This is a genomic window from Lysobacter antibioticus (assembly GCF_000731095.1).
GTDB lineage: Bacteria > Pseudomonadota > Gammaproteobacteria > Xanthomonadales > Xanthomonadaceae > Lysobacter > Lysobacter antibioticus_B.
On the sequence record NZ_JMTZ01000009.1, the window covers coordinates 32,190 to 47,719 of the forward strand.

Annotated in this window: 10 protein-coding genes; 7 read left to right on the forward strand and 3 right to left on the reverse strand. The window is 60.5% G+C overall.

The features are described 5' to 3' along the window. The first annotated feature begins 325 nt into the window (after positions 1-325). The 4 genes from pgaA to pgaD all read left to right on the forward strand — a co-directional run bounded on the left by pgaA (position 326) and on the right by pgaD (position 6,709). Positions 326-2,290, forward strand: coding sequence for a poly-beta-1,6 N-acetyl-D-glucosamine export porin PgaA (gene pgaA, locus EX88_RS0102885; protein ID WP_051884350.1), 1,965 nt, complete (start codon positions 326-328; stop codon positions 2,288-2,290). A 2-nt stretch (positions 2,291-2,292) separates the two neighbouring features. Then, positions 2,293-4,194 (forward strand): poly-beta-1,6-N-acetyl-D-glucosamine N-deacetylase PgaB, encoded by a 1,902-nt coding sequence (gene pgaB / locus EX88_RS0102890; protein ID WP_081930590.1) that lies wholly within the window; start codon positions 2,293-2,295, stop codon positions 4,192-4,194. A 71-nt stretch (positions 4,195-4,265) separates the two neighbouring features. Continuing rightward, positions 4,266-5,525 (forward strand): poly-beta-1,6-N-acetyl-D-glucosamine synthase, encoded by a 1,260-nt coding sequence (gene pgaC, locus EX88_RS0102895; protein ID WP_031370510.1) that lies wholly within the window; start codon positions 4,266-4,268, stop codon positions 5,523-5,525. Further along, positions 5,522-6,709, forward strand: a complete 1,188-nt coding sequence (pgaD, locus tag EX88_RS24260; RefSeq protein ID WP_051884351.1) for a poly-beta-1,6-N-acetyl-D-glucosamine biosynthesis protein PgaD — start codon at positions 5,522-5,524, stop codon at positions 6,707-6,709. Before pgaC ends, pgaD begins: the two co-directional genes overlap by 4 nt. A gap of 159 nt (positions 6,710-6,868) precedes the next feature. Here pgaD and EX88_RS26435 read toward each other — a convergent pair whose 3' ends face one another. Further along, positions 6,869-7,153, reverse strand: coding sequence for a hypothetical protein (locus tag EX88_RS26435; protein ID WP_031370511.1), 285 nt, complete (start codon positions 7,151-7,153; stop codon positions 6,869-6,871). 492 nt (positions 7,154-7,645) lie between these two features. Here EX88_RS26435 and EX88_RS25045 point away from each other — a divergent pair, with 492 nt between their 5' ends. Beyond that, positions 7,646-9,373, forward strand: coding sequence for a hypothetical protein (locus EX88_RS25045; RefSeq protein WP_081930578.1), 1,728 nt, complete (start codon positions 7,646-7,648; stop codon positions 9,371-9,373). A 107-nt stretch (positions 9,374-9,480) separates the two neighbouring features. Here EX88_RS25045 and EX88_RS0102915 read toward each other — a convergent pair whose 3' ends face one another. Together EX88_RS0102915 and EX88_RS25050 are read right to left on the reverse strand one after the other, a co-directional pair. Continuing rightward, positions 9,481-11,799, reverse strand: coding sequence for an AAA family ATPase (locus EX88_RS0102915; protein WP_031370512.1), 2,319 nt, complete (start codon positions 11,797-11,799; stop codon positions 9,481-9,483). A gap of 362 nt (positions 11,800-12,161) precedes the next feature. Continuing rightward, a complete protein-coding gene (locus tag EX88_RS25050; protein WP_081930579.1) occupies positions 12,162-12,911 on the reverse strand; it encodes a reverse transcriptase domain-containing protein in 750 nt (249 codons plus the stop codon). A gap of 1,325 nt (positions 12,912-14,236) precedes the next feature. Between EX88_RS25050 and EX88_RS0102925 the strand changes: the two genes are divergently transcribed. Together EX88_RS0102925 and EX88_RS0102930 are read left to right on the forward strand one after the other, a co-directional pair. Continuing rightward, positions 14,237-14,752 (forward strand): hypothetical protein, encoded by a 516-nt coding sequence (locus EX88_RS0102925; RefSeq protein WP_031370513.1) that lies wholly within the window; start codon positions 14,237-14,239, stop codon positions 14,750-14,752. A gap of 141 nt (positions 14,753-14,893) precedes the next feature. Then, positions 14,894-15,526 carry a hypothetical protein gene (locus tag EX88_RS0102930; protein ID WP_031370514.1) on the forward strand — a complete coding sequence of 211 codons (633 nt, stop codon included), beginning with the start codon at positions 14,894-14,896 and terminating at the stop codon, positions 15,524-15,526. Positions 15,527-15,530 lie beyond the last annotated feature (4 nt).

Consider the following 15,530-nt stretch of genomic DNA (forward strand, 5'->3'; position numbering starts at 1 on the left):
AATCGAGCTTGTCAAACCGCGCCGCAGCATCCTCGGCAGCGTCTTGGGAGCAAAAAATCCAATCCAGACAAGCACTTCCAGCATCGTTCAAGCAGCGGACGGGGCCCCTTGGCACACCTTTTGCACCACCCTCTCTGTAAATGTGATTTGCATCACATTTTTATCTTGGAATAAATCGCATCTGCACCCCCCTGCCTTACGGACCCTGTCGCTCATGCCGACTCCGCACCGACTTGCTCTCTCAATCGCCTTGGCGACCGCGAGCGCAATCTGCCCCCTGACGTCAGTTTTTGCTGCGGAGCGTCAAACGACCGCAACGAATGCGATGCCGGAGATCGAGCGCCTGCGCGCCGACCGGCAATGGCTCGCTGCGCTGTCCCGCATCGAAAGTGCGCAAGCGGCAACGCCCGGCGACGACCGCCTGTATCGCCTGCAAGTGCTGACCCTGGCCGACCTGGGCAGCGCGCATCGCGCCTGGACCTTGTACCAAGCTCGCCCCGACCTGTTCGATGCCGCCGAACGCAAGCGCCTGCACTCCGGCCGCCTCGCTCGCCTTGCGGTCTGGGGCAGCCTCTACCCCGAAGACGAAGCCACCCGCCTCGATGAAATGCGCAGCGCGCGCGACGCCTTCGAGCAGTACCGCGCCACCCAGACGCCGGAGCAACGCCAGGCCGACCTGCGCACGCGTTTCGACGAATTGATGCTGCTCAACCATCTGGAACGCCACGCCGAGGTGGTCGAACGCTATCGCGCCCTGCAGGCCGAGGGCGTCGAGATACCGATGTATGCCTTGTCCAAGGTCGGCGCGTCCCTGCTGGCCGACAAACGCCCCGAAGAAGCCGCGACCGTGCTCGAGCGCGTCGTGCGCGAATGGCCCGAGGACCACGACTCGCAACTGCAGCTGGCCTACGCCTATTCGGAAGGCGAGCGTTTCGACGACGCCCTGGCCCAGCTCGACAAGATCAAGGCCGCCGAACCGGCCTGGGTGCGCGTCAACGGCGCCAAGCAGAGCGTCGAAAACTGGCGCCATTACGACGCCGACAGCACCCAGACCATGATCCGCCTGTACGGCGAAGACACCGTCGGCGCGCAGCAGCGACTCGAAGCGATGGCGGCGATCGGGCCGGACAACCCCGGCGTGCAGACCAATCTCGGCGTCGCTTATCAAAAACGCGGCTGGACCGATCGCGCGCTGCAACGCTTCCAGATGGCGAGCACGCTGGAACCGACCGGCGTCGGCGCGCGCGTCGGTCAGGTCGGCGCCTATCTCGAGCACGCCCGCGTCGACCTGGCGCGGCCGATCCACGACGAATTGATCGCCAACCGCCCGCGCGACGTGCAAGTGCGGCAGATGAGCGAGTCCTGGGACAGCCGCCTGGGCTGGCAATGGTTGTTCAGCACCGCCAGCGGCCGCAGCGATGCGCGCGGCGGCGGCGCCACCGCCTCGCCGCTCGGCACCCGCGATGCCGTGCACCGCCTCGAGGTGCGCAGCCCGCTGATCAACGACCGCTGGCGCCTCACCGCGCACGCGCAGGATGCCTGGGCCGATTACCCCGGCGACCGCGTCCACGATCGCCGCGCCGGCATCGGCGCGCTGTATGCCTACGACCGCCTGAGCCTGGGCTTCGGCATCGACCGCGCCAACGACCGCTGGCTCGATCGCGGCGACCGCACCGGTTATTACCTCGATGCCGGTTGGCGCCTCAACGATGCCTGGCGCGCTAATGCGTCCTGGTATCGGCAGACCCCGGACGCTTCGTTGCAGGCGCGCGGCGCCGGCATCGATGCCGATGCCTTGAGCCTGGGCCTGCGCTGGACGCCGAGCGAGCGCACCTCGCTCGGCGCGAGCGCGCAGCAACTGCGCTACAGCGACGACAACCGCCGCAGCGCCGTCGCGCTGAACCTGGATCAGCGCCTGTACACCAGCCCGCATCTCCAGGTCGCGGGCTTGGCCGATCTGTCGGCCAGCCGCGCCAGTCGCCGCGACGCCGACGTGCCCTATTTCAACCCCAGCCGCGACGCTTCGCTGAATCTCGGCGTGCGCCTGGATCACATGACCTGGCGCCGTTACACCCGCCACTTCCTGCAGCGCCTTACCGCCACCGCCGGGCCGTACTGGCAGCAGGGCTACGGCAGCGCCTGGGTGCCGCAACTGCGTTACGAACACGAATGGCGGTTCGGCAGCGGCCGCACCCTCAACTACGGCCTCAACTGGTCGCGTCCGGTCTACGACGGCGTGCGCGAAGACCGCGTCGCCTTCGATCTGAGCTTCCGCTGGGGTGAGGAATGAACATGCTGTATTTCGCTGCGCCGCTTGCTGCCCCCCTGCGCGGGTTGATCCACCGGGCGCTCGCGTTCGCCGTGCTGGCCATGGCCGCGCTGGCTCCGCTCGCGGCCGGCGCCAACGAACTGTTGGTGCTGAGCTATCACGACGTGCGCGATGAAGTGGCTCGCAAAGGCGATCCCGATGCCTACGCCGTCAGCACGCAGAACTTCGCCGCCCACCTGGACTGGCTGTCCGGCCACGGCTACCACCCGGTCGCACTGAGCGAGGTCATCGCCGCCTCGCGCGGCGGCAAGCCGCTGCCGCCCAAGGCGGTGCTGCTGACCTTCGACGACGGCCTGCGCAGCATCTATACCCACGTCTTCCCGTTGTTGCGCGCCTACAAGTACCCGGCGCTGATGGCGGTGGTCACCTCCTGGGTGGACCTGCCGCGCGAACAGAAAGTCGATTACGGCCCGCGCATGTTCACCCACGACGACTTCGTCACCTGGGAGCAATTGCGCGAGATGCAGGCCTCGGGCCTGATCGAAGTGGCCTCGCACAGCCATGCCCTGCACCGCGGCGTGACCTCCAACCCGCAGGGCAACAGCATGCCCGCGGCGATCACCCGCGCCTGGGACGAGAAGGCCCAGCGCTACGAAAGCGAAACCGAATACCTGGCGCGCATCCGCAAGGACCTGGGCGACAGTGCCGCCGAGATCAAGCGCGAACTCGGCGTCGGCCCGAAGTCGGTGATCTGGCCGTACGCGGCCTACAACAGCCAGACCAACGCGATCGCCGACGAACTCGGCATGGCGGTCACCTTCGACCTGGAAGGCCGCCATCAGAAGATCGGCGCCGACCTGCACGGGCTGGCGCGCCTGCTGGTGTTCAACAACCCCACCGTCAACGACCTGGCCTATGAGTTGCGCCACGACGAAGCACTCGACGGCCTGCGCGCGCTGCAGGTCGACCTGGATTACGTCTACGACGCCGACCCGGCGCAGCAGGCGCGCAACCTGGACAAGCTGATCGAACGGGTCAAGCAAGTCGGCCCGAGCCACGTGTTCCTGCAGGCCTTCGCCGACCCCGACGGCAACGGCTCGGCCGATGCGCTGTACTTCCCGAACCGGCACCTGCCGATGCGCACCGACCTCTACAACCGCGTCGCCTGGCAGCTCAAGACCCGCGCGAACGTCAAGGTGTTCGCCTGGCTGCCGGTGCTCGGCTTCGAGCTGCCCGATGCGGCCTTGAACCAGCGCCTGAAGATCCAGGCCAGCAACCCGAAAGAAACCTTCCGCCTCAATCCGTTCGAGCCGCAGACCCGGCGCATCGTCGCCGATATCTACGAAGACCTCGCGGTGAGCGGCTACACCGAAGGCCTGCTGTTCCACGACGACGCACTGCTGCGCGACGACGAGTTGCGCGGCCAGGCGCCGGCCGACCCGGCCGCGCGCACCCAGGCGCTGATCGACTTCACCCGCGAACTGGCGCGCGCCGCCGGCAAATGGCGTCCCAAGCTGATCACCGTGCGCAACCTGTTCGCCGCGCCGGTGCTGGAGCCGCGCAGCGAAGCCTGGTTCGCGCAGAACCTGGCCGCCTTCAACCAGGCCTACGACTACACCGCGGTGATGGCGATGCCGTGGATGGAAAAGAGCCGCGATCCGCAGGCGTGGATGGACCAACTGCTGGCCGACGTGAAACGTTCGCCGCGCGGCCTGTCGCACACGATCTTCGAGTTGCAGACCGTCGACTGGCGCAACGAACGGCCGATCCCGGCCGCGCGCCTGAAGGCGATGGCCCACCGCTTGCAGGCCGGCGGCGCACGCCACCTGGCCTGGTACCCCGACAACTTCATCGACGACCAACCCTCGACCCAGGACGCACGCGAAATCATGTCCGCGCGCGGCTTCCCCTACATCGAGCGCTGAGCGCCGCCCCGACCGCCAATCGCCGCCTATCGACATCCGGCCAGCCTGTACGCGCTGCCATCGAGTCCAACATGAGCCAGGTCACTAATCCGCTGCTCACCGCGCTGTTCCAGTTCGCGTTCTTCTATCCGATCGTGATGTCGTTCTTCTGGATCTCCGGCGGGCTGTACTACTACTTCCGTCGCGAACGGAAGGCGCGCGTGCGCACCGATCCGCCGCCGCTGGAGAACGCGCCGTTCGCGTCGATCCTGATCCCCTGTCACAACGAAGGCGACCACGTCCACGAAACCATCGCCGCGGCCTTGGCCCAGCGCTACCCGCAGTTCGAAGTGATCGCGATCAACGACGGCAGCCGCGACGACACCGGCGATAAGCTCAACCGCCTCGCCGCCCTGCACCCGCAACTGCGCGTGGTGCACCTGGACCGCAACCTGGGCAAGGCCAACGCGATGCGCATGGGCGCCCTGGCGGCGCGTTCGGACTACCTGGTCTGCATCGACGGCGACGCCCTGCTCGACGAATACGCGATGCATTGGATGATCTGGCACCTGTGCTCGGGCGCGCGCGTCGGCGCGGTCACTGGCAACCCGCGCATCCGCAACCGCTCGACCCTGCTCGGCCGCCTGCAGGTGGGCGAGTTCTCTTCGATCATCGGCATGATCAAGCGCGCCCAGCGCGTCTACGGCCGCATCTTCACCGTCTCGGGCGTGATCTGCGCCTTCAAGCGCAGCGCCCTGCACCGGATCGGCTACTGGTCCGACAGCATGGTCACCGAAGACATCGACATCAGCTGGCGTTTGCAGATGGACCACTGGGACATCCGCTACGAACCCAATGCGATGTGCTTCATCCTCATGCCCGAGACCCTCGGCGGCCTGTGGAAACAGCGCCTGCGCTGGGCCCAGGGCGGCGTGGAAGTGTTGATCCGGCATGGCCGCGACCTGCTCTCGTGGCGCCGCCGGCGGATGTGGGCGGTGCTCGGCGAGTACGTGTTGAGCCTGGCCTGGGCCCACATCATGGCCTTCATCATCGGCCTGTGGGCACTGGGCCTGGTCGTCGACCTGCCCGAACAACTGCGTGTCACCACCCTGCTGCCGTCGTGGCACGGCGTCATCCTCGCCCTGATCTGCCTGCTGCAGTTCGCCGCCAGCATCGTCATCGACCGCCAGTACGAAACCGGGGTCGGGCGCAATTACTACTGGATGATCTGGTACCCGATGGCGTACTGGCTGCTCAGCTTCACCACCACCGTCGCCGCGCTGCCCAAGGCCTTGTCGAAACGCCGCGGCACGCGCGCCACCTGGGTCAGCCCGGATCGGGGGATTCGATGAACACCCAACTCTCTCCGGCGGCGCCGAAACACGCCGACTCGCATCGCACGGCACGCAAGCGCGCCGCGCACAAGCACGACTCGCGCCTGATCCAGAAACCCGGTGCGCAGGATGCCTGGCCGCGCACCTTGTGGGGCGTGGTGACCGGCGCCTTCTGGCTGGCCTATCTGTACCTGTGGATACCGGTGGCGACCCTGGTGATGTGGCTGCTCGGCATCCGCCGCACCGCCTCCGAACTGTATCTGCGCGAGCACGGCGTCGACCCGTTCCTGATGCTGGTGCTGCCGGCGACGGCGGCGGTCGTGGTGGCGATGCTGCTGATCTGGGCCGAATACAACCGCTGGCGTTTCGCCACGGCCAAAGGCGAACGCCGCGGGGCGCAGCCGACCGTCGGCCTGGACGAAATCGCCGACCACCTTGGCGCCAGCGCCGAAGTCGCACAGGCACTCAACCAAGGCCGCATCAGCGTCCTGCACATGGACCCGAACCACGCGGTGCCCTTGTCGCTGACCGCGGTGACCCCGCCCGCGATCAGCCAACCCTTCCCACCGGTGGCGCCGATGCCGCGCTTCGCCCGCGACATGGCGCCGCAAGGCTCGTGGATTTTGATGATCGCGCTGGCGATCTCGGTCGCGATCGTGGTCGGCGTGTTGGCCGTGGTCTCGTTCGGCTATCGGCAGATCCAGAGCGTGGCGCCGAAGCGCACCATCGAAGGCACGCCGGGCTTGGACCGCCCGGCCTACCTGCCCGAAGAGCCCGAGCCCGCGCTGGACCCGGTCGCAATCGGCAAACACACCGCGGCCGGCATCGAATCGGCGGTGCGCGATGCACGGCAACTGCAAGCTGCCGAGGCAATACGTCCCGCCCCCGCGCGCCCGCGCGGCAACACCGGCGCCCTGGCGCCCAACGCCAAACCGCGCCCCTTGCCCGGGCGCAGCCCGAAACCGCCTTACCCCATCGACGCACTGCGCCGCGGCGAAGGCGGCCTGGTGACCCTGCGCGTGCAAGTCTCCGCCGATGGGCGCCCACTCAAAGTCGACGTCAGCAAACGCAGCAGCAACCGCGAACTCGACCGCGCCGCCGTCCGCACCGTGCGCAGCTGGCGCTTCGCCCCCGCCATGCGCAAAGGCAAAGCAGTGGCCGCGGTGGTGATCGTGCCGGTGGAGTTCAAACCGGATCGCTGAGCGGCCGATCTCCCGCGAGCGGGAGGCCGGCCCTTCCCCTTCCCCTTCCCCTTGCCCTTGCCCTTGCCCTTCCCCCCTTTGAAAAAGGGGGCTGGGGGGATTTGCCTTTTGCCTTTTGCCTTTGCCTTTGCCTGAGCCGTAGCGCAAGCCACCCCCACATCAGTGCAGGCTTCCCGACGGCACCACCCCGACGCCACCCTCCTCCGCGGCCGCCGAAACACAAGCCGCCATCACCGGGTCCAGCCGCCGCGCCAACGCCTGAAACACATCCCGCAACAACCGGTGATTCTGCCCGGCGGGATAACCGATCTCGACCAACACCTCAGGCTGCAGAGTCCGCACGATCCCGTGCAACTCCTGCTGAAAAGCGGAAAGCGCTTCGAACGCATCAACGGGCATGACCACCCCTTCCTGCGGGGGCGTGAACTCGGGCTTGCGGGGCATATGCGGTACTCCTGTCCTTAGGCGAGGAACCCGCACGGTGCGACACGCAACCGGCGGGATGTCGGGAGGTTCGAAACCGCAAACAGACGGCGGGCGTATTCCCCTTGCGGGTGTTGTATTAGCCGCCCTCCCGACGCAGGACGCAGCGTCGGCCATGCCCAGACTTCGGGCATGAAAAACCCACCGATTTTCGGAGGTGGGTTCCGCTGTTTGAGGAGTTTCGACGCTCCTGATCGCGACTTTGCATAGTTCGCTAACGGCTGTCAATCAGGCATGGCCGAGTTGATCACCAAATCACGTTAAGCAGTAGAGGCTATTGCGGGCACCAATGCCTGCGCCTAGCCTGAAACCAACGACCAAAATAGACTAAATCCTGACCAGACCAACTCTCATTTAAAAGCGGTAACAGCTCAGAATCAGGCAACATCCACTTCAGCATCTAATCCCGTTAGGTGCATAGAACATATTATCGAGGCTCGATCAGGGGGATCCATGCCAAGAGATCTAACACTGGCTATTGAGAAGGCCTACACGGAACGCACTGATTTACTAGTTCTCGCTCTTACTGGAAGAACGGGCAGTGGCTGCACAACAACTGCAACCGCGCTCACAAAGAACATCGATGACCTGTCTGTCACAATGGCTGGCCTGAGCCAAATCGAGATTCGAAAGCTAGAAATCTGCAAAAGCTACGCAAAAAATCGATGGGTGCCTTTTAAGGCACTCACCATATCGACAATTATCTTTAGCTTCTTATTGCAAGAAGACAGAAATCACGTTAAGGAATTTTTAAATTCACTAATTAAAGGGCAGAAAGCAAGTCAAGCTGTGGAGACAATTTGCGATCATATTGAAAAACTGAGAAATGACCTCCTATACGAAGCGTTCTCAAAACTTGTTGGACTAGAGCACGATCAACACTTTGCGGCGGACGCATGGCAGTTCTATGCAGGCCCGCTCAGCGCTTCTTTCTCAGAGCTTCGCACCGCATTAAGCTCAGCCACTTACGCCTCCACCTTTCAAACGTTTGGCGACAACATTCGGAAGAGCGGCTCAGCAATAAGCGACGCGGTTGACCCAGAACAAGTATTCACACTTATAACAAGGGTAAAAAGGCTCGCGAAAGCTGCGTGGCGCCACGATCGCCGCATTGGTATCGGGAGCACAAGAGTCGTCATCGACGCGGTACGAAACCCTCTTGAACTCGTCTATCTACGGGATCAGTTTGCAGCCTTCTTCGCCTTGGCAGTGACAGCAAATGAGGACCATCGCCAGTCTAGACTTGCGGAATCAGGGATGGCGAAGCGGGATATCGAGATTCTCGACAAGCGAGAATACTCAAAGAAATCTCTTGGCAGCTATGATTCTTTCGTTTCTCAGAACCTTCAAGAATGCATTCAGAAGTCTGACCTTTTCATACACAACAATGGAAAGCCGGATGAAATAGAACTGAATAGGCCGCTACTGCATCAACAACTAATCCGATACGTCGCTCTAATTCTTAGACCAGGCTTAGTCACCCCGACCGCTGATGAACGCTGCATGCAACTTGCTTTCGTAGCAAAGCTCAATAGTGGCTGCATTTCTCGGCAAGTTGGTGCGGCCATTACGGACTCATCATGCTCAATCAAGGCAGTAGGCTGGAACGATGTTCCTCGCGGGCAAGTCTCCTGCCTACTTAGGGACGTAAATACATTACTCAACAGTCGCGATGACGTAGCCTTCAGCTATTACGAATCAACCGACAAAGCTTTCCGTACACATGTTGCATCTGAGTTCGCCAACTCAAACCCCATGAAGGTGTCGACAGGATTGAATTGCCCCTACTGTTTTAAGGATGCATACAACGCTGTAACAAAGAAAGACAACCAAGTACACACCCGCGCCCTTCATGCTGAAGAGAACGCATTTTTACAGCTCGCCAAGCATGGCAATAGCGGAATCGTTGGTGGGCAGTTATATACTACAGCAAGCCCTTGCGAGCTTTGCTCCAAGAAGGCGTATCAGCTCGGCATTACCGAAATCATCTACGTCGATCCGTATACAGGCATCTCATCAATTCACATTCTTGCCGTCGGAGCAGAAGCTAATCGCCCTAAGCTGAGGTTGTTTGGCGGCGCAGTTGGCAATGCTTACCATCGCCTATACGAATCTGTTCTTCCAATCAAAGATGAGTTCAAAGCCCGGCTAATGGATGATCCACCCCCAACTTTGCTGTGATTATTCGAGCCACACATCCAGCAGTTTTGTTTAAGCCGACCTATTAATTCAATTTGGCCCTCACGGTCTGAAATGATAGTGAGTGATTGCTGGATGCCGATAGCGAGCTAATGAATCGCCGAATCGCCGTGTATCAGCTCTAACGCCATCTTCGCGTATTGCTTCAGCTCCACGTCCGTCAATGCAGGCGTCGGCTGCATGTCGTCGTGATGGAATCTCGTTGAAAAATCGTTGACGGCCCGCATCTTTTCCAATGCCGACTTCGCAAACACGAGCGGTGAATCGCCCAGTGCTTTGTCTATGTCTCCGATAATCTGCGAAAGATTTATGTCCCTGCGCAGCAGAGGGGCCGGAAACCGCCTCTTGAAGAACCCCTCAACGAGAGGGCGTAAGTCATCCGCCACTTCGTCCAGCATCCCTTGAAATGTGCCTTCCAGGTACGCCGTCACTTTTCCATATCTCTGGATGTAGGGCTCTTGGCAGAGATAGTCGAGATCACACGAATCAATGATGGAGTAGTCATTAGCTGCTCGGCGAATTTCATGCACAGTTGCCGGCGTCCTGTACTTCGGTCCAGCGAGCACGTCACGTTGAGCTAATAGGAAGTAAGCATCATGGGAAAGAACAATAATTTGGGCGCCCGCAGCGGCCAAGTCGGCGATAGCCTGGACAGTTCTAGTCCGCCGGTTTGAATCCATACTGCACACCGGGTCATCGAGAACAACCACCTTCCCCTTGATCTGCTCTCCGAGTGCATGAAGACGGGCAAAAAAGAATGCGAGCGCAAGGGTGCGCTTGTCGCCCTCGCTTAGAACACCGCGGAAGCTTTGGTGCATTTCTTCTCGCGATCCTAGGCCCACGGAGTGGCCGCGCAGCTTCAGACCGTATTCCGTCCGCACGGTCCCACCACGCGAACTCGTCGTGAATTTCTCAATCGAGAATGACGCACTAAACCTTTGAAGAAACGCGTTAATCTGCGCCTCGTACCGACTCAGAATTGTCGGCAGCAGCTCATCCAGTTTACTTTTCGTCTCTGCCTTTTGACTGGTCAGCTCATCTTTCCTGGCCTTGGCCGTCGTGTATTCCGTTATCGCTTCACCAGCCTCAGATGTGCGCCTTGCGATGACCGTCTCAAGACGAGAAATCGAAGAGCCAATGATCGCAGCGGGCTCAGCGCTCAGATCGCGATTGAACTTTGCGATGCGCCCTGAAATATCCGTCACGGAAACGTTGTGCTCTTCAACTTGCTCCCAGATCTCACCGAGTAAACGCAAAATCGTGACCTTTTGATCTGGGGTCCCCATTGGCTCTAGCGGCCGTCTTTGCTTCTGTAGTGCAAGCTCGCTAGCCAGCTCGCGAACGCCAGAGAGCGTCCGGCGGGCCTGCTCCAGGTCTAATCCGGGGAGCTGAATGTCTAGCTGATCGTTCCATGCTGTTATGCGGGCCTCGTTTACGTCGAGCGTCGCCTTGTATGTGTCGATCTTTGCATCAGAGAAGCACGCCTCTACCCCGCGGCTAAGAACAGAAACTCTCGCCATGAAGTCGTCATAGGCTTTGTTGAAGTACCCGTCATAGGCCCCGATAAGCTCGGCATTTTCCACACTCTGCCCGCAGTACGGGCAGCCGTGCTCCAATCCGAACTGTCGTCCCTTTGTTACCCATTCTTCGATGCCGACCGGAGCATCATGTTGCTCAAAGTGCGTCTGGACAAGAGCCTTAGCATCTTCGCGGATGCCTTGAAACGTAGAGCTGAGGATGTTGAAGAATGCATCAGCATCAAAGTCAATCTGCGGAAGGGCATCGGGCCCTTGCCGCTGCATGAAAGACACGGCGTTCTTCGCGGCTTCCAGCCGGCTACGCAGTGCTGATATTTGGGCTTCGGCATCCGACACATCCTGCAATGCGATGAACTGGTCCACCGGCATTTGCTTACCGAGCGCAAGCAAGCGATTGCTCGCGTTGGTCATCGCCTTTGTTTGCTCGGCAATAAGCCTCGTCAGGTCGTCATGCTCTTTTTCGAGCTTCACCGACTCTGTGCCTAAAGCGAATTGCAACAGGGATTGGCGTTGATCCGCCCGAATCTCCTGTCCCGAAAACACGTTGTCCTCAACGAATGTCGGATCGAACACAAAAATTTGTGGCGCCACGCCTGACCATTCTCCATCCTTGAGCACTACGGGCGCATTGCCACCCCCTACGTCACAAAGGAGGTGGACGTGAGGCGCATCGGGTGAGTCGATTGTCTTACCGCCCATCACCGCTTGCGCATCGCCTTGAGCGACCGCGCGCAGAATATTGGCTATCGTCGATTTTCCGCGCCCGTTCTCGGCGTAGATCAAAGTCACCGCATCAAAGCTGGCCGGTGTGGTGGGCACACCGTCCCGTAACAGACCGACATTACTGATCTTGACGAACTTCCTGAGCATGCGTCACCCCCTGTACTTTCCATGAGGTCATGATTCGCCCGGAACTGGGCAAGTGCCAAGGTTGGACAGAAAAAGTTGCCTCAGAGGGCGGATTCGTGGTCTCTTCCCGTCCAGCGCCCGCAAGTGCGTCGTTAAATGGGTAGATGATCAGCCACTCTTAAGCAGTTGATTCACCGGATACAGCTGCGTCCTCAGAGGGTTCGAACTCCGGTAACAATCGTCAAAGAGCGGCTCCGAACGGGGCGACTGGCATAAGCCAGAGTCCGCTTCCGACCTACAGTCGTTCGCATCTGCTCCCTTGTCCTGAGCCACAAACGCAGCATTCGTTGCCGTTCGAAGCGCTAAGCCACTATCGGATTCCGCTACAGGGAAGTCACTTGTGTCGGGTTCACGGATGCAACGTAGCTGACGATTCCGTCCTTTGTAGCGTTATTTCCTGAAGCGAATGCAATATGAAATGCGCTCATTCGATCGCTTGTGACCAGCATCGATCTGTGTGATATCTCGATATTGAAGGCACTGACGCACGCGGCGGGTCCCTGTCTCTTGCTAGTGCTGAGAGGAAATCTCGCCGCTACTGAGGCCACCTCTAGCTCACCGGCAACGACCGCGAGAAGCTTTTCGTCGTCGGAAGAAATTACGATGTCGTCCATGTAGAGACTTACGTCGAGAGAAGAATTAGCGCTCACCTTCCTTAAGTAAGCTCCAAGCTTGCTACGGTCTAGCGCCAGGGACGCCAAAATCGGCGATTGCACGAAGCCATAAGGCAGGACGAACTCGGAAGACGAAGGCCTCCGAGCGACGCTCTCGCTCGCCATCTCGCGAGCTTCAGCATATGAATACCAACCCTTCAGACAACGAGTTACACGCGACCGATTCACTCGGCCGAAAAAGTCGTCAAGGTCGACTCGCAGAAAGAAAGCCCGCGCCTCGTGACAGCGGAGAGCGGCCACATGCCCCCCTTGGCGCAGGTGGTAGTAGAAGACCGGAGGCGTCCAGTGCGTCTCGACCGACTTCTTGATTCTTTTCCCGGATCTTCTGGCGTCCTCAGAGGGAACGAAGACCCACCGGCCGGGTTTAACCTCGTATCGGTGGGTCCACTTATTGGTCACGTTGATACCTGTAGTTAAATGCCATGTCCACGAGCGCAGCCAGCAGGCGGCAAATGCCGCCGACCATGTTCATGCACGCGTGGACCAGGCGGGTCTTACGAATGAATTTTCTCATCGTAATCTCCTTCTACTCTCGACTCTGGCATGCCTAGCGCCAAGCGCATGGACACATAACCAACAGGGCATATGAGGAAATCCATAGCCAAGTAACAGCATCACCGTGTGACCGAGTAGAGGATAGGGGGTTCCTATCGCCAGAGTGCCTTAACTGTGCGAGCAAGCGGTGCAAACGTCAAGGCATCGACCAAGCACCCTGTATGCCCATACTTCAACAGGAAAGCCGGGCTCGAGCCCCGATGCACGAATCTCATTCCGTACTACAACGATTAGAGGGGTCAGATGTAGATGACTCACGAGTTCGATCGGACGCGGGCCAATGTCTGCTTCTGGCCGATAGCGGACGTCTATCGGCCGTGACTGAGGCGCTGTAATGCACCGCCGAACTCAGCCCTCTGCCAATACTCGGCGCTCGCCGGTTTTAACCTCTCAGGGGAATTTTCAGGTAGCTGCCGCCATTCCACCACACGTGCGGCGCCTCGCCCGCATCCGCGATGCTCTCACCCGCCACCGCTTTTCCGCTGCCGTGGTGATCTCCTGCTGCGGATTATGCAGCACGCTCACCACCCACCAACCAGCTGCCGGGCTGCACCTGCTTACTGGTGGTGCGGCCAGCTTCCAAGTGCAGAACGGTGCGGCGGTCGGGTTGCAGCAGTTGCCTGTGGCTGAGGTCGCCAACGTAGCTGGCGCGCGATTGGTAACGTGAGAGTTCGAACTATCGCTGGTCAGGCAGTTTCTCGTAGTTCGAAATGTTGAACCAAAAGTAGCGCTTGTTCGTTTCGACTTCCAGGCCGATGAAGAACAGGCCGCTGAATTACTCGACATCATTGAAGGGTTCGCTGACAAAGACCAGGTTATCAGCGTGTCGAGTTCGCGGTCGACGATGCCACCGTCAGACAAAATGCGATACTCGTAGTTGCGGTAATGCAGGTTGCGAACCAATTCAGCGAAGGCGCGCCTGAGATACGGGTCATATCTCAGTGCCTTCGACGCCGCTTCTGCTTGACCCATGACGTCCACTCTTCCAGGATTAGCCACGAGTGCGCCGGCAATTCGGACGCTGACCCGCGGCATACATGGAGACGTAGATGCCGAAGCTCGACTCTCACCTCTTAGCGACGACACTAGCCCCGCTGGTCTGTGTCTTCGCTAGCTGTGCGTGCACCGCCACAGCTGAGGGCCCTACTTCGGTTCAAGGGAAGGCCGCCATGACGGAATCGGCATCGCCCGCCATCAACGACTCGCTTAGCGCGCAACAACTCAACGACAGGATTCTGGCCTGGATTCTGAGTGTGAACGACGCCCGAGACCTGTCCGGCTGGAAGGTCGAGAAGCGCACTGGTCTTCATCTGGGGCTTGATCCGGAAACTCCCAATATTTTCCGCGGCGTCGGGGCACTCTCTGATGGCTGGCGCTACTCGCTGTCTTCGGTTAATAACACCCCTGGGCACAGACTCCGCGCCGTCTTGTTCAAGATTGGGCGTGCCGGCGACGACTACGTCGATATGACGCCTGTGTGCGTTGGCCTGGAGCACTATCGATCCGCCCTCGTCTCTGCCGGATTCAAAGCGTCTGATATTCCTCGACGGGCGGGCACGGAATACCGGATCTTCAGAAACCGAATGGTCTATGTGCGCGTTGAGCTTCACGGAAAGACAACACCCATCGACGAGCAGCTTTGTGTTTACAGGGTGTTCGTCACGGCTGCGGCCCCTCAAGCATGATCGGGCATCGCAGTACCGCAGGACGAATTAGAAGCAAGGCAGGAGCTCGACGCCTTGACCCCTGATCAACCCTCTTCCAGGATAAGCCCGCGAGTGCGCTGGCGGTTCGGACACGGAACAGCGGCACACATGGAGACGTAAATGCCCAAGCTCGACTCTCACCTCCTAGCGACAAGACTGGCCCCGCTGGTCTGCGTGCTCGCTGCCTGTGCGTGCGCCACCACAACCGCGGGCCCAACTTCGGCACAGGAGAAGGCCGCCATGACGGAATCGGCATCGCCCGCTATCAACGACTCACTTAGCGCGCAACAACTCCACGACAGGCTCCTGGCCTGGATTCTTAGCGTGAACGACGCCCGTGACCTGTCCGTGCGGGACATCGAGAAGCACACCGGTCTTAGCATGAGGATAGACACGGAAGGCCCCAACAGCTTCCGAGGCGTCGGGGCGTTGACCGGAGCGTGGCGTTATTCGCTGTCCTCGGTGAAGCCTGCCCCCGGCACGAGCCCCCACTCCGTCTTGTTCAGCATGGGGCACAGTGGCGACAACCATGACGATATGACTCCCGTGTGCGTCGGTCTGGAGCACTATCAGTCCGCGCTCACCGCAGCCGGATTTAAAGCGTCGCAACGTCCGCCGCGGCTCGGCACCGAATACAGGTTCTTCCGCACTGAAAAAGTCTCGGTACGCGTTGAACTGCGTGGAAAGACAAAGCTCTATGACGAGCAATTGTGTGTCACCAGGGTTTTCATAAGCGCCGCCCCTCATGGATGATTGA

What these genes read in the sequence shown, in the direction of transcription:
- EX88_RS26435 (WP_031370511.1), bottom strand. Translation starts at nt 7,153, where the DNA reads ATGCCCCGCAAGCCCGAGTTCACGCCCCCGCAGGAAGGGGTGGTCATG.
- EX88_RS0102930 (WP_031370514.1), top strand. Translation starts at nt 14,894, where the DNA reads ATGCCCAAGCTCGACTCTCACCTCCTAGCGACAAGACTGGCCCCGCTG.
- EX88_RS25045 (WP_081930578.1), top strand. Translation starts at nt 7,646, where the DNA reads ATGCCAAGAGATCTAACACTGGCTATTGAGAAGGCCTACACGGAACGC.
- pgaA (WP_051884350.1), top strand. Translation starts at nt 326, where the DNA reads ATGCCGGAGATCGAGCGCCTGCGCGCCGACCGGCAATGGCTCGCTGCG.
- pgaC (WP_031370510.1), top strand. Translation starts at nt 4,266, where the DNA reads ATGAGCCAGGTCACTAATCCGCTGCTCACCGCGCTGTTCCAGTTCGCG.
- pgaD (WP_051884351.1), top strand. Translation starts at nt 5,522, where the DNA reads ATGAACACCCAACTCTCTCCGGCGGCGCCGAAACACGCCGACTCGCAT.
- EX88_RS0102915 (WP_031370512.1), bottom strand. Translation starts at nt 11,799, where the DNA reads ATGCTCAGGAAGTTCGTCAAGATCAGTAATGTCGGTCTGTTACGGGAC.
- pgaB (WP_081930590.1), top strand. Translation starts at nt 2,293, where the DNA reads ATGCTGTATTTCGCTGCGCCGCTTGCTGCCCCCCTGCGCGGGTTGATC.
- EX88_RS0102925 (WP_031370513.1), top strand. Translation starts at nt 14,237, where the DNA reads ATGACGGAATCGGCATCGCCCGCCATCAACGACTCGCTTAGCGCGCAA.